Here is an 18,332-nt window from a genome sequence, read left to right as displayed (position 1 = left end):
CGCTAACCCGGCAGGGGTAAACCAACACCCCAGCAAGTCCCGTTAATCCCTAGGGGCGCCCGCCGCTGCCGTGAATGGGGCGGCGGGCAACTATCTTTTCGGGAACTGAATGATCGTTGCCTGAGGCTCTGGTTCCAGCGGCTCGTGTCCTGGCTCTTCATGGTAAAAAACTTGGCGCAAATCGCGCTGATCGACCCTCTGGCCGCAGTTCGGGCAGTTGTAGAAATGGCCTTCCTCGCGGATGATGTCGCCTCCGTGCAGTATGCCGAGTATCGGCGGGCCAAGGTCAGATAGCTTCGTCATGTCGCTCGAACTTCCAATTCGCATAAAATGTTCCGGGAACTATTTTAGCACATGCTGATTGAATCGCGGTTTTCGTGTTTTGAGTACCGGCATGCGTTTGAAGTTCATCCCTCCTCAATTGCCGACCCTGCACGCCAAGCCGCCAGAGGGCGATGACTGGTCGCATGAGGTCAAGTTTGATGGGTATCGATCCCAAATGGTCATCGATGAGGACGGCACGCGCATCTATACCCGGCGCGGTCTGGACTGGACGTCGAAGTATCGCGACTTGGCAGCCGCCGCAGCATCGCTCGGGGCGGAAAGCGCTATTATCGACGGCGAGATTATAGTTCTGAACGAGGCTGGCTTGTCGGACTTCGCGGCGCTACGCAAGGCAATCACCCGCCGGCAGCATGACCTCTACTTCGTCGCCTTCGATGTCCTGCATCTCGATGGCCACGATCTGCGCAGCATGGGTTGCGAGGACCGCCGCGAGATATTGGAAGGCATGATCCCGCCTGCCATACGGATCCAGTTCAGCCAAGCTCTGCCCGGCGACGCGCAAGCGATCTATCACCTCGTCGACCAGGCGGGGCTCGAGGGGATGGTATCGAAGCGCAAGGACAGCAAATACCGCAGCGGCGATTCCCGCGATTGGTGGAAAATCAAATGCTACGAGGTCGAGGAATTCGACTTGCTCGGCGTCGAGCGCGAGCCGGGGAAACCAGCCTTCGCGCTAATGGCAGACCGCGCCACCGGTCGTTATGTCGGCTCAGCCTTCGTCAACTCCAGCCAGGCGATCCGCGAACGGCTGTGGAAGCGCGTGCAAGAGCATGCAGGGCCGGCGCCAAAGGGCGTGAAGCGGCCGGCGACGCAATGGGTCAAGCCGGGCCTAATCGGCCGTGTGAAGCACTTGCGTGGTGAGGAAGACCTGCGGCACGCTTCGCTACAGGATTTCCGAGAGGAGTAGGGAACTCTCGGGGGATCTGGAAATTCTATCCAAGTTCCAATGGGCGAGGTTCCAATGTTCAAACATAACGAATTGCTGATGATTGAGGGCGCCTTGGCCGCCATTCTGCCCGTCGCCTTTGGCCTGCTTCTCCTCTCCTGGGCTTTGTGATCATGTCTTCGTATCCGGAGCCATCCGCTGCCAGAGCGAGTATGCTACTAGCCATCGCGCCGATCTTGTTTTTGGCGGTCGGCTCCGCTGCTCTTTGGATTTTTCCTTGAGCACACGCGGCATCAACTTTTTGGATCAATGGATCAGGAACAACGTTCCGGAGACGGCAAATGCCGACGTTATCTCTGTTGACGAACTTACCGATAAGCTCATTGCAGAAGCCAAGGCGTCGGGGATCAAGCGCGTTGAGATCGATGAGGAAGTGGATAGCCTCTATCGAACAATCCTTGATGCAATTGTGCATTACGACCCTGGCCTGCCTGAATAGCCCTTGCCATCGAGTCGGGGCGAGGAATATAATCCTCCCGTTGCGGCGATCCCCTCAAACGGAGTTCGCTACCATGGCCAGGACTAAACCCGCCAAACAGCTCTCACAGGCCGAGGTCGACCGCTTCATGGTCGAGGCGGAGCGGCTTCACAAAACCATCGTGCAGCCTCTGCTATCCCCAAGCTGCGATCACTATCGATCGCTCCAGGCAGTGCACGAGGTGCTGCTGAAATCCATCAAGGAAATAACGGGCAGGGACGCGTCGTTCATCCGCTGGAATCTGACAGGGCCAGCGCGCCCGCCTACGGCTGGGTAGCGCGCCTCAGTGACGTGGAACCAATTTAGCGTTCGCTTGTTTAGCCCGCGATCTTATACAATTTTATCTAAATCGTGGAATTCGATGGTCTCGAAAAAGCTGGCAGCCAACGCCGAACATGCGGCCAAGTTTCTAGCAGCGCTGGCCAGTCAGCATCGACTATTGATCATGTGCCATTTGGCAGATAGCGGCGAAATGTCGGTCGGCGCCATCTGCGAAAAGTTGATGATAAGCCAATCGTCCCTGTCGCAGCACCTAGCCAAGCTGCGCAGGCTTGGCGTGGTAGAGACCCGGCGGGATAGCCAGACAATATATTATTCCTGCAATTCGGAGGCAGTACGCGACCTGCTGTCCGTAATGGATAACCTGTACGGCGCAGGTGCCCCCGAAAAGCGTGCGCATCTTTTCACAGAAAAGCAACAATCAAACTAGGCCCGGTTCAATGCAAGGCGAAACCTTGCGGTGGATAGTCGTCCCGAGGCAGGCTTGGAAGCCGAAGCGATAAAGCGGCCGGCGCCAGTTGGGAGCTGGGTGGGCTTTGGGGATGGCGCCGGCCAAGCGGACATCAGGTCCGCCGCAAGCAGATTCTAATATACCGAAGGCCATCCTTGCATATGGTGTGATCGCGGAAGCTGCACAGCCCATGCAACTTTATGGGTAAGGGCCTCGTGTAACCATTTGTCGCCTTGTTGTGTCCCTCATGCCGGGGCGGCTGGCTCGCTGAGACTTCCGTGGGGTTTTCTCAGCGAGCTAAGAGGAGGCGCATCCAGGGGAACCGATGGCCGACACGCCTGTAACAACCTACGTCGTAAGCGTCGTCGAGAAGCCGCACTGGCGCACCGCTTACCACCAAGGACAAGACCAAAGCGCTGGCGATGGCGAAGGAGATCGGCGACAAGGCGCGGATCGAGGAGATCACCCCGAAGGTGAAGAAGCGCTGGCTAGCGCGGGGCTGGGCTACGGCGGGTCGTCCTTGGTCTCGCGGAGATAAGCGTCTAAGTCCAGCGGGTAGACCGCAAAGTTTCGCTGACCTTTGAGGATCGATGAATACAGGCTCAAAAGGGCGTTGCCATCCTTGCCGAGCAAGATCGTCGGTCTTTTGAACGCCACGCGGGCCGCAAACCAGTCGTTTGCCAGCACTGCAACACCGTGAACGTGGTCGTCATGCTCGTCGAGGCACTGTCTAAGCGTCTGGCAAAACCCTTCGTAGGTCTTGCCCATTCCCTTTTGGCCGAATGCGACAATGTATGAACGTGGCGGCACAGTGATCGTCATTGGGCCGTTGAATGGGACCAATTTCCCGTCTGTATCAGTGGCGACGCCTTGGAAGATATAATGCTTCTTGCTGCCTACGTTCCGGATTTTTCGTATGGCGCCGAGCGAATCCCTCAACTCTTTTTTTGTGAGAACCGACTTCACCTCAATGGTCGCGTAGACAATTTCAACGGGGTAGATGCCGACGCCGAACTCGGAGAGCAGCGGCGCATTGTGGAAATTGTCGAAAATGACGATGTCTGTCTGCGAACTGGTCTCGCCTGACGCCGAGATCAATACGCCCGTCCCGATGGAAAAGCGTTTTGGTAGCGTTCGCTGGAGGACATTGCGGATGATCTCTTCAGCGATCCGACCGCGCTCACCCATGTGAGGCATCAGCGTCGCCAACTCTCGCCTCGACTGATCAGCGATCAGTTGGAGCGCGCTGAGGTAAGTCAGATGCTGCGGAGCCTTGGGGGTCATAGGTATTTACGAGGAGGCTGTTTCATTTGCTTGGAGCGGCCGGTCTACGATGGTATTTGCAGAGCACCACGTATTGCGGCTGTCCCGCTATTTGGCTGGCTATAGCTCTGTCAGGCAGCGTCAGGATCTGAGAACCAAAGTCGCAATAGGTCTGTACCATCTCGGGAACGTCATCGGCATCCACCGAGCCAATCTTCACAACGTCTCCATCCTGACAGTTGCCGGTTCCAGCAAGCAACGCCCCGATCGCCTCGCACGATCGTTCTTCTGCTATCGCGCCGTCGCAGAATACAGCAAATGCGGCAACTGCCAGAAAAATGCGGAGCATTCCCACCTCCCAAGTCGTGCCCGGGCGGATACTTGCGCAGGGTGTTGTGCACAAAGCAAGCCGGCTCCCGAAGGGAGTGCCTCAGCCCGCCAGCGCGCGTCCGACAGCGATGCCAATTAGCTAGCTGGTTACCCAGCGCTCCAGAAACCTGCCCGATTCCGCATCCCATTTCGGGGTCTTTTTCGTCAAGCGGAGAAACTTTTTCCGAAGAGCCAAGTTGATGCAACAAGCTGCCGCTTTGGCAGCCCTTTATTGGGAGAAACTTCCATGAACATCAAGATGCTCACAATGGGCGCGATGGCGCTTGCGATGACGACTGGTGCGGCCCTCGCTGGCAGCGGCACCGGAACGTCCGCGCTGGACGACCCGGCAAAGATGTCGCCGTTCTTCACCGATGCCGGCATGAAAACCTTAAGGTCGGACGCGGATTTCAAGACCGCGTGGATGGCCATGAAACCCGAGGAACAGAAGGCCGTGTTGAAAGACTGCGGCGATGCCACGATCAACAAGTCGCATGCTGACTTCTGCGTAATGGCGAAGAAGATGGGCGGCTGAATCTCGGCCCACGCCTGACCGATCCGCATCGCAAACGACAGAAGCCCGCTTCGGCGGGCTTTTTCTTGCTAGCACGAAAAACCCGCTGCCCAGGGGAAAGGCAGCGGGTTGATTTCAAGCTCGCGGGGGGTGAGCTTGGTTTGCGCCATCGCTTGGGAGGAGTAGATGGCCGACAGATGGAAAAGTACCACAGCGACGCCATTCCTCAATCATACAAGGGTATTGCCGCTCTAAGCGAAGGGCTTACGGGCATCGTCGCGCGGGGGGTTTGTCTGTGAGGGTGTGACGGCGAATTAGGGTTACGAGGCCCGACATCGCTGTTGAGGGACAAACAAATGCTCCGCCGTCACGAGACTCAACCTGTCGGACTAGGGAAGGTTCCGAGGCTGCTGGAGCGACTGCTCCCGGAATCGCCTCGCGAGGCTCGCTGGCTACAACGTGGCTAGAAATTTTATAGCCACCTCTGGGGGAAATGGCTAACTCTTTGTTCTTATTGGTCGGAGTGGCCGGATTCGAACCGACGACCCCTTGACCCCCAGTCAAGTGCGCTACCGGGCTGCGCTACACTCCGGACCGGTCGCGATGTATCGTGATAACCCTGTTCGGGTCAACCGAAATTCGGCGTTTATCGCGCGATCGCCGACACACTCGGAAATGCCGGCCGCAGCAGTCGCTGATGGCGGTATTCCAGGGCGATGGCTCCCCATACCAGGCCGAGCAGCAGATACATGTGGCGCCAGTGGTCGATGTCGATGAAGGTGCCGAGCCCGATATTGCCGATGAAGGCGACATAGGCGCACAGGAGATAGGGCTGCCATGGCCGGTCACGCAGCAGGATGCGGAACCCGGCTGCGATGGTCCACAGCACCAGCGTCAGGAACGACACGAAGCCGAGCCAGCCATAGTCCATCAGCATCTTCAGCCAGATGTCGTGCGTGTCCTCGCCGAACATCTTGCCGAAGACCAGCGGCCCGATGCCGAATGGATGCTCCATCGCCATCTGGAAGCCGATCGAGTAGCGGGCGAAGCGGCCGAGGCGCGCGGTGTCGTAGCTTTGCTCCAGATGGGCGCGCTGGGTGAACATGTCCGACACGCCGGGCAGCTGCAAGATGACGATGATGGCGATCGTCAGCAGCGCCAGCGCAGCAATGGTCATGATCACCACGCGCAGCCGGAACTTGCCGCTGGCGCTTTGCAGGAACAGGCAGCCGGTGAGCAGCACGGCCGAAACGGCGAACATGCCCCAGGCGCCACGCGAGAAGGAGAAGAAGATGCCCAATGTGATGATAAGCAGCGGCACCGCCAGCAGCGGCATGCGCGAGACCGAACCTGTCAGGATCAGATAGAGCAGATAGATGCCGGGCAGCACCAGAAAAGGTCCGAAGACGTTCGGATCCTGGAAGGCGCCGGCGGCGCGATCGTATTTGGTGAAGATCTCGGCGCCGGGAAAGGCATGGAAATAGCCTGCTATGCCAAGCAGCGACGTCGCCACCGCCGAGACGACATAGGCATTGAAGATCAGCCGGTAGAGGCCTGGCTGCGTGGCGGTGATCGAGGCGAAGAACACCGCGCTGAAGGCGAGAAACAGCGATACGGAGAGATAGAGCGGCGTGAAGGCGAGGTCCGCCATCTGCGTCATGGAGATCATGCCGCCAATGTTCATCGTCACCAGCAGCACCAGCAGCGGTGCTGTGGCGCGCGAAATCCTCAGGCCAAACAGTGCCCAGATGACGATCAGGCCGGCCATGTAGATTTCGTAAGGCGCCGGCTCGCTGATGACGAAACCGGACAAAAGGATGCCGACCACCACCGCACTGGTCGAAATCAGCGCGATCAGCTTGGCGCTGACCGCGGCCGACGGCAACTCGTGGGAAATCGCGCTCAATAGGCGTTTTCCGTGTTGAGCAGCCGGACCGGTGTCAGGAACAGGATTCTGAGATCGAACAGCAGCGACCAGTTCTCGATGTAATAGAGGTCGTACTCCGTGCGCATGCGGATCTTCTCATTGGTGTCCATCTCGCCGCGCCAGCCATTGATCTGCGCCCAGCCGGTGACGCCGGGCTTGACCTTGTGGCGCGCGAAATAGCCGTCGACCACCTCGTTGTAGAGCAGGTTGTGCGACTGCGCGGCGATGGCATGCGGGCGCGGGCCGATCAGCGACAGCGAGCCCAGCAGCGAATTGACGAACTGCGGCAGTTCGTCGATCGAGGTCTTGCGGATAAAGCGGCCGACGCGGGTGACGCGCGGGTCGTTCTTGGTCACGGTCTGCTTGGCGGTCGGATCCGAACGGTCGGTGTACATCGAGCGAAACTTGTAGACCTCGATGATCTCGTTGTTGAAGCCGTGCCGCTTTTGCTTGAACAGCACCGGTCCCTTGCTGTCGAGCTTGATGGCGATGGCGGTTGCCAGCATCACTGGCGAGAACACGACGATGCCGATGAGGCTGAAGATGATATCGAAGGCGCGCTTGGCGACCGAATCCCAGTCGTTGATCGGCCTGTCGAAAATATCCAGCATCGGCACCGAGCCGATGAAGGAATAGGCGCGTGGGCGAAACTGCAGCGCGTTGGAATGCGCCGACAAGCGGATATCGACCGGCAGCACCCACAGCTTCTTCAACAGCTGCAGCACGCGCATTTCAGCCGTCAGCGGCAGCGACACGATTAGCATGTCGATGCGGGCGATGCGGGCGAATTCGATCAGTTCCGAAATCGTGCCGAGCTTGGGATAGCCGGCAACGATCGGCGGCGAGCGCTTGTCGCCGCGATCATCGAAGATGCCGCAGATGCGGATATCGTTGTAGGGCTGCTTTTCGACCGAGCGGATCAGCACTTCGGCCGCCTTGCCACCGCCGACAATGACGGCGCGCCGTTCCATGCGGCCATCGCGCGCCCAGCGCCGGATGAGTTTCGACATCACCAGCCTGAGACTAAAGAGGAGAACGAAACCGACGACGAACCAGGTGCCGAACAAAAGGCGTGAATAGTCTTCCGACATCTTCACGGCAAAAGCGGTCAACGCCATCAGCGCGAAGGCTCCGGCCCAGGCCAGCAGGATGCGGCCGAAATTGGCGATGGGCCGCATCAGCGAGACGACCTGGTAGCAGTCGCTGACGTCGAGCAACACCACGGCAAGGAAGGAAGCTGCGGCCATCGTCAGCGGATATTGCCAGGCGAGATAATTGAAGAACCCGACATAGTGGAAATAAACGCCGAGGCCGGACAGGAACAGCAAAGCGAATTCGACCATGCGCAGCACACCGCTGACCATGATCGGCGACATCGTATCGCGTCGGTATTGCGAAGCGACCTGTCGGGCAACGTCATTCATGCCGCCGGGCGTGTCGCCTTCGGTCGGTGCCTCGAATTTGCGCACGGCTTCTGGTGAAAAGCGGTGTGCGGGGTCGATCTCGTTCATGGGGGCTGTCCGCAAGCTTCCCCTGACGGAATAGCAAAAGAGAGCTAAGAAACCCTTGAAACAACGCGTGGCTTTGGAAAGGCTTGGGCGCTACCTGCCCAGCGCGGCGAAATAAGCCTTCTCGATTTCGGCGGCCATGACGTCGGCGCCGAAGCGCGCCCGGAGGCTGGCGGCGTCGGGCATCAGTCGGCCATAGGCGGCAAGGTCGGCAAGCGCCTCACTCATCTTGTCGGCGAGTTCGACCGGATCGGGGCGAATCAAGGCAGGGGAGCCGGAGCCAAAAATCTCCGGTATGCCGCCGACGGACGTGGCGATCATCGGTCTCGCCGCGGCCAGCGTCTCCAGCACGATATAGGGCATGGCTTCGGCGCGTGAGGGAACCACGACGAGCGCCGCCAGCGCAAAGGCCTCCCTGGCCGGCATTGGCGGCAGGAAGCGGACGTTGCCTTGGAGTCCCAGGCGCTCTACCTGGGCGTGGTAGCGCGGCAGGTCATCGCCGTCGCCGACCATCACCGCGCTCAGCGCGCGGCCAAGCTGCGGACCGGCGGCGGCCAGGGCGTCGATAAAGATGTCGGGCCCCTTCAGGTCGCGCATCATGCCGATGTAGAGCAGATCCGCCGCATCGGTACTGGTGATCACCGGCTCGAACTCAGTAGCGCGCAGTCCGTTGTAGACCAGAATGTTGGGGATAGGCGGCTCGCCCACCTTCCTGCGATAGGTCCGCCGCTCATAGTCCGAGACGAACAGCAGGCAGTCGGTGAAGCGTGCCATGAAGCGCTCGAGCGCGAAGAACAGCTTTCCGGTGGCGGTGCTCTCGTCATAGTGGAGAGAGCCGCCATGCGGCGAATAAAGGCGGGCTACGCGAGACCTTGATACCCGCAACAATGAGCCGAACAGACGGGCATAGGCGCCACCCTTGGCGCCGTGCCCATGCAACACGTCCGGCCGCAATTCCTTGATGATCCTGTACGTGCGCCGGGCCGAGGCGAGATCGCCCGGGCCGACATGGCGCTGCATTGGCGTGCGATGGATACCGAGCGCCAGCATGTCCTTCATCTGCGCGAACAGACGCTCCTCGAATTCGCCGCCGGTGGTCGAATCGCAGACGATGCCGACCATATGACCGGCAGCGACCTGCGCCTCCGTCAGGTCGCGCACATGGCGGAAAATTCCTCCGACGGGTGAGCGAAAGCAGTGGACGATCCTGAGCTTGTCCGCCACGTGGTGTCTGTCAGAACAGGCGTTCGCGAACGTAGACGGTGTCTCCAGGCAGCAGCGGATCGGATGTGACCACGCGGCCGGTCATCACCTTGCCGTTGATGTCGCGGGTGATGTCGACGCTTTCCTGGTTGGCGCGTGGCGAGAAGCCGCCGGCAATGGCGATGGCTTTCTGCACGGTCAGGCCGGGCACGTAGGAGTACTGACCGGCGGCACCCACTTCGCCCATGACGAAGATCGGCCGGTAGCGATCGATCTCGACCGAGACATCGGGGTCGCGCAGATAGCCCTGCCGCAATTTATCGGCAATTTCCTTTTCCATCTGCTGTGCGGTGTGGCCACGCGCCGGTATGGCGCCGACAAGCGGGAAGGAGAGATAGCCGGACTGGTCGACGCTGTAGGTATTGGTCAGCCCGTCCTGCTCGAATACGGTGACGCGGATGCGGTCGCCAGCGCCGAGACGGTAGGGCTGGTCGAGCACCTCGTGGAAGGCTGCCGGGGTCGGCCGGTAGCTGGAGCAGCCGGCGAGCACCGATACGGCAAGCAGCGCGCGAAAGAGAGAAGCAGTGCTTTTCATGACCGGACACGTACCTTCGGCTGGCCGCTGCAGCATCGCAGCAAACATCTGATATCGAGGCCCGTTATCATCCTGTTAGGGTTAATGGCCGGTAAAGGAGGCGACCGATACGGTGTACGCCGGCAATGGTTTTGTCGTTTTTTGCGGGTTTGTTTGCCGCTCGCCAGTAATCCCTAACGGAATATTACCGCGATCTTAACGACTGGGTTACCATAGTTGTTTACGGTGCGTGCTGACCCAGTTTCGGAGTAGGGATGCATGTCCGTTCAGTCCGCGGCCGCAGATGTCGACGTCGACCTCAGGCAGCTCTTCGCCAGCCTGGCGAGGAACTGGCTGCGCATCCTGCTGTTCGCTCTGGTCGTGACGGGCCTGGCGTTTGCTTTCGCATCATTCGCGACAAAGCACTATAAGGCCCAGACGCAGGTGGAAATCGCCCCGCGCGAATCCGTCTATACCCGCCCGGCCGGCAGCAACAATGACGGCGACAAGCCGATCCTCGACGAGCAGGGGGTCGCCACCCAGGTCCAGATCATTTCGTCCAACGAAATCCTCAAGCAGGTGGCGCAGAAACTCGGTCTGTCGCGGCTGCCTGAGTTCGACGAGACGCTCAACATGTCCAAGCTGAGCCGCGTGCTGATCCTGCTTGGGCTGAAGAACGACCCGATGGATGTTCCAGCCGACGAGCGTGTGCTGAAGAAGATGCGCGAGAAGCTCAACGTCTTCGGCGTTGAAAAGACTCGCATCATTGCCATTGAGTTCTCCTCGGAGGATCCAAAGCTCGCCGCCGCCATCCCCGATGCCATTGCCGCTTCCTATATTGCCGGGCAGGGCGCGGCCAAGAGCGAATCGAACACCGCCGCCGCGGACTTTCTGGCGCCCGAGATTGCCGATCTGTCGAAGCAGGTCAGGGATGCCGAGGCCAAGGTCGCGGCTTACCGCTCCCAGTCCGACCTCCTGATGGGCGGCAACAATGCCACTCTGGCGACGCAGCAGCTGGCCGAACTGTCGACCGAATTGTCGCGGGTGCGCGCCAACCGCGCCGCGGCCGAAGGCACCGCCGACAGCATGCGCAAGGCGCTGCAGAATGGCGGCTCGCTGGATTCCCTGCCGGAAGTGCTGTCGTCAGACCTGATCCAGCGTTTGCGCGAACGCCAGGCCGAGCTGCGCGCCAACATCGCCGATCTGTCGACGACGATGCTCGACAATCATCCGCGCGTTCGCGCCGCGAAATCACAGCTGGCCGATCTCGACGCGCAGATCCGCAGCGAAGCCCAGAAGGTCATGAAGGGTCTGGTCATGCAGGCCGATGCCGCCAAGGCACGCGAAAGCCAGCTCGTCGCCGACGTCAACACGCTGAAGGCAGCGTCGGCGCAGGCCGGCGAACAGCAGGTCGATCTCGATGCGCTGCAGCGCGATGCCGCCGCCAAGCGCCAGCAGCTCGAACTCTATCTGACCAACTATCGCGAGGCAGCTTCGCGCAAGGACCGCAACTACGTGCCGGTCGACGCCCGCGTCTCCTCGCCGGCTTCGGTGCCCTCCGAGCCTTACTTCCCCAAGGTCGGCCCGATCGTTGGCGCGGCGGCGGCGGCTTCGCTTCTGCTGGCGGCTGTCTTCACGCTGCTGCGGGAGCTCTTCTCGGGCCGCGCCATGCGCCCGGCCACGGGAGCCCGTTTCGCGCCGATCGACGAAGTGGCGATGCCGCTGACGACCCACCAGGTGCCGGCTGCTCCGGAGCCATCCGCCCGCCTGGATCCGGTCGTCGCCAGCGAGTTCGCCAATCGTGCCACCGAGGCGCCGTGGCCTGAAACGGTTGTGGATCCGGAAATGATGCAGCCGCAGCCGCAGCCGCTTGCCGCGTCCGAGCCTGTTGCCGTCGCCGAACCTGTTGCCCCAGCAGGACCTGTGACCAAGGCCGAGCCGGTTCCAGAGGCAGTATCAGTCGCCGAGCCGGAGCCCGTCGTAGAAGTCCAGCGGACGCCCTCGGTGCTCGGCGAGATCGACATCGAGAAGGCCGCTGAAAAGCTGATCGCCAGTGGGGCGGCGCGCGCCATATTTGTCTCGCCCGAAGGCGACGAGGCCGCCGCGTCGGCGGTCCTGGTGGCGCGTGAGGTCGCCGATGCCGGCCTGCGCGTCCTGCTGCTCGACCTGACCGCCTCGGGTGCCGCCTCGCGACCGATGCTGGACAGCGGGCTTTTCCCCGGCATCACCGATCTGCTGGCCTCGCAGGCGCAATTCAGCGACGTGATTCATGCCGATCTCTATTCCGACTGCCACGTCATTCCCGTCGGCACCGCCGATCCGGTCCGCGCCATGCGCGCCGCCGACCGGCTGCCGATCATCATGCAGTCGCTGACCACCGCCTATGACCTTGTGGTGGTCGAATGCGGGCCGGCCGATGCGCAAGGCATCAGCCGCCTGGGCGGCGAGGCCACGGAAGTGTTCCTATCCATGCTCGAACCGGACGATGAGGTGACTCAGGCGGCCGTCAAGCTGATCGAGAGCGGTTACCCCGACCTGACGCTGGTGACGCCGCTTGGCCACGAACCGCCGGGCAGTCCCGGGCGGCGCTCCGCGGCCTGATAGAACTGCTGTTCTCCGACGCTCGGTACTATCCCAGTTCCAGGCTCGTCACGCCGAATATCCGCTCGGGGCCGAGCTTCGGCGCCCGCCCTTTCACATTCGCGTGGTGGTGAAGGTCGGTGAGAAACCAGCCGCACCGAGCGCCGATATGAAATCCAGCTTCGTTGCCGGAACGTCGATGTTGAGATCGCCCTCGCAGGCACCCGCCAGGCTTTCAAGCAAGTGCAGTGCGGTCTCCACGCCGTCTGCGAACAAGGGTCCGATCTTGAAGCCATCGCGGCACAAGCGCGCCACCGCATAACCGTTAGTCCCTTGGGACGTGATTGCCGCCAGCGCATGGTGTGGCGGCTGCAGCCACTGCTGCAGGAACGCGCGCCGGGGCGCGGGAAAGCAATGGGCATCATAGGCGATGATGTCGGGAATGAGCTGCGTGGTAACCGTACGCAGCCGTTCGGCGCTGACGGCTGGTACTGCCGGGCGCCCGCTGTAACGGATGGTCTCATAGATCGGACGGAAGCCTTTGCGCCGATAGTTGCTCTGCTGTTCTTCAACCCCGTCGAGCCCTATCGTGCGGCCTGCGAGCCTTTTCATGCCGGCAGTCCAAACCGCCTTGCCGTAGCCTTTGCCACGCATGTCGGGACGGCAGATGTAAAGGCCGATGAAACCAAATTCTGGACCGTAGGCGACAGCCGAGATTGCCGCGACCATCTCATTGCCGACAAACGCGCCGATGAAGCCTTCCGGATCCGTAGCCTGGAAGGCGGTGGCATCGTCGAGGCCAGGGTTCCATCCCTCGGCGGCCGCCCAGTCGATCAGAACATTCAGTTCCTGCAGCGACAGTGTGCGGAGGGTCGGTTTCATGGCTCTCATTCCGCGGCGATCATCCCGGGCGAGAAGGATTTCAGCACGCCGCGATAGGGCTTGGCGAGAGGGCTGGCATAGGCGCCGCGCTTGGAGGTCGACAGGCCTAAGGCAATCAACGCTTCCGCCTGCTTCACCGCCGCACCCACGCCGTCGATGACCGGCAAGCTAAATTCCTCTTGCAGACGGTGGGCAAGATCGGCCATGCCGGCGCAACCAAGCACGATAGCCTCGGCGCGGTCCTCCTCGATGGCGCGGGCGATTTCGCCGCGCAGTTTCTCGACCGCGCCGGATGCCGGATCGTCGAGCGCAAGCACGGGAATGTCGGCGGCGCGCACCCGGGCGCGCCCAGCCATGCCGTAGCGCTGCACCAGCGCCTCCACGGGCACGCGCGAGCGGTCGGTGGTGGTGACGACGCTGAAGCGCTGGGCGATAAAGGAGGCGAGGCTGAGCGCCGCCTCGCAGATGCCGAGGACGGGAATGGTGGCCATGGCGCGAGCGGCATCCAGTCCGGTGTCGTCGAAACAGGCGATGATGGCGGCTTGAGCGCCCTGCCGCTCGCCGGCGGCGATCTCCATCAAGAGGCCCGGCACAGCCAGTGCCTCGTCATAATAGCCCTCGATCGAGGCCGGCCCCATGGACGAGGTGACGGCGACGATTTCGGTCCAGCCGCCAGCGACGCCGCGCGCAGCCGCCGCGATCGTCTCGGTCATGCTCGCCGTCGTGTTGGGGTTCACCACCAGTATCTGCACGGTCACGCTCTCGCCCGTCGGCGGCCGACATAGAGGATGGCGCCCAGCGTCGCCAGGATCACCAGGAAGGAGAACACCGTGGTCACTGTGCCCAACGCGTAGAGGACGGGCGTCGTGACATTGGTGGTCATCCCGTAGATCTCGAGCGGTAGCGTGTTGAAGCTGCCTGAGGTCATCAGCGTGCGGGCGAATTCGTCATAGGACAGTGTGAAGCCGAACAGGCCGACGCCGATCAGGCTCGGCGCGATCATCGGCAAGACGACATGGGCGAAGGTCTGCCAGGAACTGGCGCCAAGATCGCGGGCTGCTTCCTCGTAAGCCGGCGAAAAACGGTTGAAGACGGCGAACATGATGAGCACGCCGAACGGCAAGGTCCAGGTCAGGTGTGCGCCGAAGGCTGACGTGTACCAGGCAGGGCGAAAACCGACCTGCTGGAAGACGACGCCGATGCCCAGCGAAATGATGATCGAGGGCACGACGAGGCTGGCGACGGCCAGATAGAACAAAGCCGTCGCCCCTCGAAATTTTTGCCGGAAGGCGAGCCCCGCCAGCAGTGACACCACGACGGTGACGACCATCACCATCAGGCCCAGGACCAGCGAGCGCTTGAAGCTGCCGCCGAAATCGCCAACCGCCTGACGCTCGAATAGATTGGCGAACCAGTGCAACGACACGCCGTTGAGTGGGAAGGTGAGGCCGCCGGTCTCGCCCTGAAAGGAGAGGATCAGGATCGCCGACAGCGGCCCGTACAGGAACAGCACGAACAGCGCGAAGAAGCCGGCCAACACATAGAATTCCAAGGTGCGTTTTTCGTGGCTCACCTCAAAGCTCCCTGCGGATATCGACGATGCGCAGTATGCCGGCGACCATCAACAGCACCAGAACCAGCAGCACCACGGCGTTGGCGGCGGCGGCCGGATATTGCAGCAGCGACATCTGGTTCTTCATCATCAGCGCAACGGATGCGCTCTGGCCGCCCGACATCACCTGCACGGTGGAGAAGTCGGCCATCACCAGCGTGACGACGAAGATCGTGCCGATCGCCATGCCGGGCTTGGCCAGCGGGATGATGACGTTCCACAGCACCTGCCAGCCGGAGGCGCCGGCGTCCCGCGCGGCCTCGACCAGCGAGCGGTCGATGCGCATCAGTGTGTTGAAGATCGGCGTCACCATGAACAGCGTGTAGAGATGCACCATGGCGAGCACGACGGCGAATTCGGAATAGAGCAGCCATTCGATGGGCTTGGGCACAAGCCCCAGATGCACCAGCGTCGAGTTGATCAGGCCGTTGCGGCCGAGCACCGGGATCCACGAGATCATGCGGATGATGTTGGAGGTCAGGAACGGCACGGTGCAGACCAGGAACAGCACCATCTGCATGGCCGTGGTGCGGATGTGGAAGGCAAGGAAATAGGCGACCCAGAAGCCGATGAACAAGGTCAGCGCCCAGACGATGACGGCGAATTTGATGGTGTTGAGATAGGTCTTCCAGGTAACCCAGGAGCCCAGCACATCGGAATAGTTGGTGGTCAGGAAATCCGGATACATGGCGGCGAAGTCGTAATCCCAGAAGGACACGACGACGATCATGATGATCGGCAAAAGCAGGAACGCGCCAAGGATCAGCGCCAGAGGTGCCGACTGAAGGTAGGGCGTGACGGCGCTGAGCGAGAAGCGGCGTCGTTGGGCTGGTTTCGCGGCGGCGATTGCAGGGCGTTCGAGCGCGACTGTCATCAATGCTCTCGGGTTTGATGATGCGGCCTGAGCCGCGTTCCCTTCTCCCGCAAGGGGAGAAGGGGTAGAGGAGCGGCGCTTGTTCGCTTACGCCGCGATGAACTCGTTCCAGCGCTTCACCATGTAGCGATCCTCGTCCATGACCGAGTTCCAGCAGGCGACCTTGCCCATGCGCTCTTCGAAGGAGCCGCCGTCGCGCACGGCGCCGGCCTTTTCCATGACGGTGCCGTCGGGCGCCTTGATTTCGCCCTTGGCCGGCTTGCCCTCGATCCAGTAGCCCCACTCGTCCTCGGACATGAACTTCTTGGCCGAGACCATGTTGGCCGAGTAGTAGCCTTGGCGGTTGAGGTAGCCGCCGACCCAGCCCGACGTGTACCAGTTGATGTATTCATAGGCCGCGTCGAGTTCGGCGCCCTTGAGATGGGCTGCAAGGCCGAGGCCGCCGCCCCACGAGCGGTAGCCTTCCTTGAGTGGCTGGAAGCGACAGGCGATGCCCTTTGAACGCACGGCGGCGACCGCGGGCGACCACATCGACTGGATGACCACCTCGCCCGACGCCATCAGATTGACACTCTCGTCGAAGGATTTCCAGAAGGCGCGGAACTGGCCGGCCTGCTTGGCCTTGATCAAGAAGTCGATCGTCTTGTCGATCTCGTCCTTGGTCATGTTGCCCTTGTCGGCATATTTGATGTTGCCAGTAGCTTCCATAATCATGGCCGCATCCATGATGCCGATCGAGGGGATGTTGAGGATGGCGGTCTTGCCCTTGAAGGCCGGATCCATGATGTCGGCCCAGGTGGTGATGTCGCGGCCGACGAGGTCGGGGCGGATGCCAAGCGTGTCGGCGTTGTAGATGGTCGGCACCATGGTGAACCAGTTGGTCGGCGCCTTGGCGAAGGTCTTTGAATCCTGCGCTTCGACGTAACCAACCGTGTGCGGCGCGGTGCCCTGGGCAATGACGCTGTCGGGCGTCAGCTTGCCGGTTTTGAACAGCGGCACCAGCTCGTCGTAATATTTCAGCTTGCTGACATCCATCGGCTGCAGCACGCCGCTCGGGAACACCTTCTTGCAGATCCAGTATTCGATGTCGGCGATGTCGTAGCTGTCTGGCTGGGTCACGGCGCGCTGGGCGGCGGCGTCGGAATCGGTCGCCGTCATCTCCAGCGTGATGCCAAGGTCGGCCTTGCACTTGTCGGCGATGGCGTTGAGGTTCGACACGCCGGTGCCGAACTGGCGCAGCGTGATGTTGGACTGCGCCCATATGGTCGGGAAGCCTGATATGACGCCCGAGCCGGCGGCAAAGCCGACGGCGGCGGCACCTGTCTTGAGCAGCGAGCGGCGCGAGATACCTGTCTTCGTTTCGGTGGTTTTTGTCATGCCTATTCCCCTGTCTTGTTTTGCTTCGTTGAAGTCATGAATGAAGGCGGCCGAGGACGATCGCATCCTCGGCATCCCAGGCGAGCGGTACGGCGTCGCCAAGGGCGACGGGTCTGGCGAAGAAGTCGGAATCGTCGATGATGACGGTGAAGTCGTCGATGCCGGCGCCGGTAACCGACAGCTTCACCGTGGCGCCGCGATATTCGATGTTGGAGACGATGCCGGTGAAGCCGAGGCCGGGCGAGGGCGCCTGGCCGATGCGCACATGGTCGGTGCGGATGGCAATGTCGATCGGCGTACCCGGCTCCTGGCCTTGCCCGCAGGCGGCGAGCGAGCCACCGCCATTGACGTCGAAGACGACCATGCCGTCCTGGCTGCCGGTGACCCGCCCGGAAATGACATTGTGGTCGCCCATGAAGCGCGCGACAAAGGCTGTGGCCGGCCGTTCGAACACGTCGCGCGGCGGTGCTGCCTGTTCGATGCGGCCGTCATTCATCACCACGATCAGGTCCGCCAAGGCCATGGCCTCCTCCTGGCTGTGGGTGACGTGGACGAAGGTGATGCCGAGCGAGGTCTGCAGCTTCTTCAGCTCGGCACGCATGCGTATCTTCAGGAACGGGTCGAGCGCCGACAGCGGTTCGTCGAGCAGCAGCGCTTCGGGATCGGTAATCAGCGCGCGGGCCAGCGCCACGCGCTGCTGCTGGCCGCCGGAAAGCTGCGCGGGCCGGCGCGTCGCATAGGCTTCCATCTGCATCAGCTTCAGCATGTCGAGCGCCTTGGCGCGGCGCTGTTCCTTGTCGACGCCCTTCATCTTCAGGCTGAAGGCGACATTGTCGATGAGGTCGAGATGCGGGAACAGCGCGTAGGACTGGAACATCATCGCCGTGCCGCGCTTGGCCGGCGGCAGGTCGGTGACGACGGTGTTGCCGAGCCGGACATCACCCGACGAAATGCTTTCGTGGCCGGCGATCATGCGTAGCGTCGAGGTCTTGCCGCAGCCGGAAGGGCCTAGCAGACAGCAATAGGTGCCCGCCGGTATCTTCAGGCTGATGTCCTCGACGGCGGTCGTCGTTCCATAGACTTTCGAAACGGACACGATGTCGATCTCGGCGGCTTTGGACATTCAGGCTTCCCCGTTTGGTCGCGTTAA

At 61.5% G+C, this 18,332-nt stretch carries 19 protein-coding genes and 1 tRNA gene; 6 read left to right on the top strand and 14 right to left on the bottom strand.

The window, feature by feature from the left end; genetic code table 11:
• Positions 1 to 90 precede the first annotated feature (90 nt).
• Positions 91 to 303, bottom strand: coding sequence for a hypothetical protein (locus tag EB235_RS24275; protein ID WP_027028547.1), 213 nt, complete (start codon positions 301 to 303; stop codon positions 91 to 93).
• Positions 304 to 394: 91 nt separating this feature from the next.
• Between EB235_RS24275 and EB235_RS24270 the strand changes: the two genes are divergently transcribed.
• The 4 genes from EB235_RS24270 to EB235_RS24255 all read left to right on the top strand — a co-directional run bounded on the left by EB235_RS24270 (position 395) and on the right by EB235_RS24255 (position 2,478).
• Complete coding sequence (locus EB235_RS24270) at positions 395 to 1,252, top strand: RNA ligase family protein (protein ID WP_027028548.1); 858 nt, start codon at positions 395 to 397, stop codon at positions 1,250 to 1,252.
• Positions 1,253 to 1,508: 256 nt separating this feature from the next.
• A complete protein-coding gene (locus EB235_RS24265) occupies positions 1,509 to 1,730 on the top strand; it encodes a DUF768 domain-containing protein (RefSeq protein WP_027028549.1) in 222 nt (73 codons plus the stop codon).
• Between the two features lie 73 nt (positions 1,731 to 1,803).
• Positions 1,804 to 2,046: a hypothetical protein gene (locus EB235_RS24260; protein ID WP_027028550.1), complete on the top strand. Its 243-nt coding sequence runs from the start codon at positions 1,804 to 1,806 to the stop codon at positions 2,044 to 2,046.
• Positions 2,047 to 2,130: 84 nt separating this feature from the next.
• A complete protein-coding gene (locus tag EB235_RS24255) occupies positions 2,131 to 2,478 on the top strand; it encodes an ArsR/SmtB family transcription factor (protein WP_171878152.1) in 348 nt (115 codons plus the stop codon).
• A 525-nt stretch (positions 2,479 to 3,003) separates the two neighbouring features.
• Here EB235_RS24255 and EB235_RS24250 read toward each other — a convergent pair.
• On the bottom strand, positions 3,004 to 3,708 hold the full coding sequence (locus tag EB235_RS24250) for a DUF6602 domain-containing protein (protein WP_155256226.1): 705 nt from the start codon (positions 3,706 to 3,708) through the stop codon (positions 3,004 to 3,006).
• A gap of 97 nt (positions 3,709 to 3,805) precedes the next feature.
• A complete protein-coding gene (locus EB235_RS24245; RefSeq protein ID WP_027028553.1) occupies positions 3,806 to 4,111 on the bottom strand; it encodes a hypothetical protein in 306 nt (101 codons plus the stop codon).
• Positions 4,112 to 4,378: 267 nt separating this feature from the next.
• Between EB235_RS24245 and EB235_RS24240 the strand changes: the two genes are divergently transcribed.
• On the top strand, positions 4,379 to 4,666 hold the full coding sequence (locus EB235_RS24240; protein WP_027028554.1) for a hypothetical protein: 288 nt from the start codon (positions 4,379 to 4,381) through the stop codon (positions 4,664 to 4,666).
• 494 nt (positions 4,667 to 5,160) lie between these two features.
• Here EB235_RS24240 and EB235_RS24235 read toward each other — a convergent pair.
• From EB235_RS24235 to EB235_RS24215, 5 genes are all read right to left on the bottom strand, one after another.
• Positions 5,161 to 5,237, bottom strand: a tRNA-Pro gene (locus EB235_RS24235).
• A gap of 54 nt (positions 5,238 to 5,291) precedes the next feature.
• Positions 5,292 to 6,551: an O-antigen ligase family protein gene (locus EB235_RS24230; RefSeq protein ID WP_027028555.1), complete on the bottom strand. Its 1,260-nt coding sequence runs from the start codon at positions 6,549 to 6,551 to the stop codon at positions 5,292 to 5,294.
• On the bottom strand, positions 6,548 to 8,083 hold the full coding sequence (locus EB235_RS24225) for an undecaprenyl-phosphate glucose phosphotransferase (protein ID WP_027028556.1): 1,536 nt from the start codon (positions 8,081 to 8,083) through the stop codon (positions 6,548 to 6,550). The genes EB235_RS24230 and EB235_RS24225 overlap by 4 nt, the downstream gene beginning before the upstream one ends.
• Before the next feature lie 90 nt (positions 8,084 to 8,173).
• Positions 8,174 to 9,304 (bottom strand): glycosyltransferase, encoded by a 1,131-nt coding sequence (locus EB235_RS24220; RefSeq protein ID WP_027028557.1) that lies wholly within the window; start codon positions 9,302 to 9,304, stop codon positions 8,174 to 8,176.
• Between the two features lie 10 nt (positions 9,305 to 9,314).
• Positions 9,315 to 9,878 carry a polysaccharide biosynthesis/export family protein gene (locus EB235_RS24215; RefSeq protein WP_027028558.1) on the bottom strand — a complete coding sequence of 188 codons (564 nt, stop codon included), beginning with the start codon at positions 9,876 to 9,878 and terminating at the stop codon, positions 9,315 to 9,317.
• Positions 9,879 to 10,136: 258 nt separating this feature from the next.
• Here EB235_RS24215 and EB235_RS24210 point away from each other — a divergent pair, with 258 nt between their 5' ends.
• Complete coding sequence (locus EB235_RS24210) at positions 10,137 to 12,458, top strand: GumC family protein (RefSeq protein ID WP_027028559.1); 2,322 nt, start codon at positions 10,137 to 10,139, stop codon at positions 12,456 to 12,458.
• A 93-nt stretch (positions 12,459 to 12,551) separates the two neighbouring features.
• Here EB235_RS24210 and EB235_RS24205 read toward each other — a convergent pair whose 3' ends face one another.
• The 6 genes from EB235_RS24205 to EB235_RS24180 all read right to left on the bottom strand — a co-directional run bounded on the left by EB235_RS24205 (position 12,552) and on the right by EB235_RS24180 (position 18,305).
• Positions 12,552 to 13,319 carry a GNAT family N-acetyltransferase gene (locus EB235_RS24205; protein WP_348626871.1) on the bottom strand — a complete coding sequence of 256 codons (768 nt, stop codon included), beginning with the start codon at positions 13,317 to 13,319 and terminating at the stop codon, positions 12,552 to 12,554.
• 5 nt (positions 13,320 to 13,324) lie between these two features.
• Positions 13,325 to 14,071: an aspartate/glutamate racemase family protein gene (locus EB235_RS24200; protein WP_032926172.1), complete on the bottom strand. Its 747-nt coding sequence runs from the start codon at positions 14,069 to 14,071 to the stop codon at positions 13,325 to 13,327.
• Positions 14,072 to 14,073: 2 nt separating this feature from the next.
• Positions 14,074 to 14,892 (bottom strand): ABC transporter permease, encoded by an 819-nt coding sequence (locus tag EB235_RS24195; protein WP_027028561.1) that lies wholly within the window; start codon positions 14,890 to 14,892, stop codon positions 14,074 to 14,076.
• 1 nt (position 14,893) lies between these two features.
• The gene (locus tag EB235_RS24190) at positions 14,894 to 15,805 is read right to left on the bottom strand and encodes an ABC transporter permease (protein ID WP_027028562.1); all 912 of its coding nucleotides are present in this window, start codon (positions 15,803 to 15,805) and stop codon (positions 14,894 to 14,896) included.
• A gap of 87 nt (positions 15,806 to 15,892) precedes the next feature.
• Positions 15,893 to 17,182: an ABC transporter substrate-binding protein gene (locus tag EB235_RS24185; protein ID WP_027028563.1), complete on the bottom strand. Its 1,290-nt coding sequence runs from the start codon at positions 17,180 to 17,182 to the stop codon at positions 15,893 to 15,895.
• A 34-nt stretch (positions 17,183 to 17,216) separates the two neighbouring features.
• On the bottom strand, positions 17,217 to 18,305 hold the full coding sequence (locus EB235_RS24180; RefSeq protein WP_027028564.1) for an ABC transporter ATP-binding protein: 1,089 nt from the start codon (positions 18,303 to 18,305) through the stop codon (positions 17,217 to 17,219).
• Positions 18,306 to 18,332: the final 27 nt, after the last annotated feature.

The sequence above is a fragment of the Mesorhizobium loti R88b genome, from assembly GCF_013170845.1.
GTDB lineage: Bacteria > Pseudomonadota > Alphaproteobacteria > Rhizobiales > Rhizobiaceae > Mesorhizobium > Mesorhizobium loti_B.
This window is presented reverse-complemented; position numbering and strand designations above follow the sequence as displayed.

Coding starts and splice junctions, on each gene's coding strand:
- EB235_RS24260 (WP_027028550.1), top strand. CDS start 1,804: ATGGCCAGGACTAAACCCGCCAAACAGCTCTCACAGGCCGAGGTCGAC.
- EB235_RS24180 (WP_027028564.1), bottom strand. CDS start 18,305: ATGTCCAAAGCCGCCGAGATCGACATCGTGTCCGTTTCGAAAGTCTAT.
- EB235_RS24245 (WP_027028553.1), bottom strand. CDS start 4,111: ATGCTCCGCATTTTTCTGGCAGTTGCCGCATTTGCTGTATTCTGCGAC.
- EB235_RS24270 (WP_027028548.1), top strand. CDS start 395: ATGCGTTTGAAGTTCATCCCTCCTCAATTGCCGACCCTGCACGCCAAG.
- EB235_RS24190 (WP_027028562.1), bottom strand. CDS start 15,805: ATGACAGTCGCGCTCGAACGCCCTGCAATCGCCGCCGCGAAACCAGCC.
- EB235_RS24225 (WP_027028556.1), bottom strand. CDS start 8,083: ATGAACGAGATCGACCCCGCACACCGCTTTTCACCAGAAGCCGTGCGC.
- EB235_RS24205 (WP_348626871.1), bottom strand. CDS start 13,319: ATGAAACCGACCCTCCGCACACTGTCGCTGCAGGAACTGAATGTTCTG.
- EB235_RS24215 (WP_027028558.1), bottom strand. CDS start 9,878: ATGAAAAGCACTGCTTCTCTCTTTCGCGCGCTGCTTGCCGTATCGGTG.
- EB235_RS24255 (WP_171878152.1), top strand. CDS start 2,131: ATGGTCTCGAAAAAGCTGGCAGCCAACGCCGAACATGCGGCCAAGTTT.
- EB235_RS24275 (WP_027028547.1), bottom strand. CDS start 303: ATGACGAAGCTATCTGACCTTGGCCCGCCGATACTCGGCATACTGCAC.
- EB235_RS24240 (WP_027028554.1), top strand. CDS start 4,379: ATGAACATCAAGATGCTCACAATGGGCGCGATGGCGCTTGCGATGACG.
- EB235_RS24185 (WP_027028563.1), bottom strand. CDS start 17,182: ATGACAAAAACCACCGAAACGAAGACAGGTATCTCGCGCCGCTCGCTG.
- EB235_RS24210 (WP_027028559.1), top strand. CDS start 10,137: ATGTCCGTTCAGTCCGCGGCCGCAGATGTCGACGTCGACCTCAGGCAG.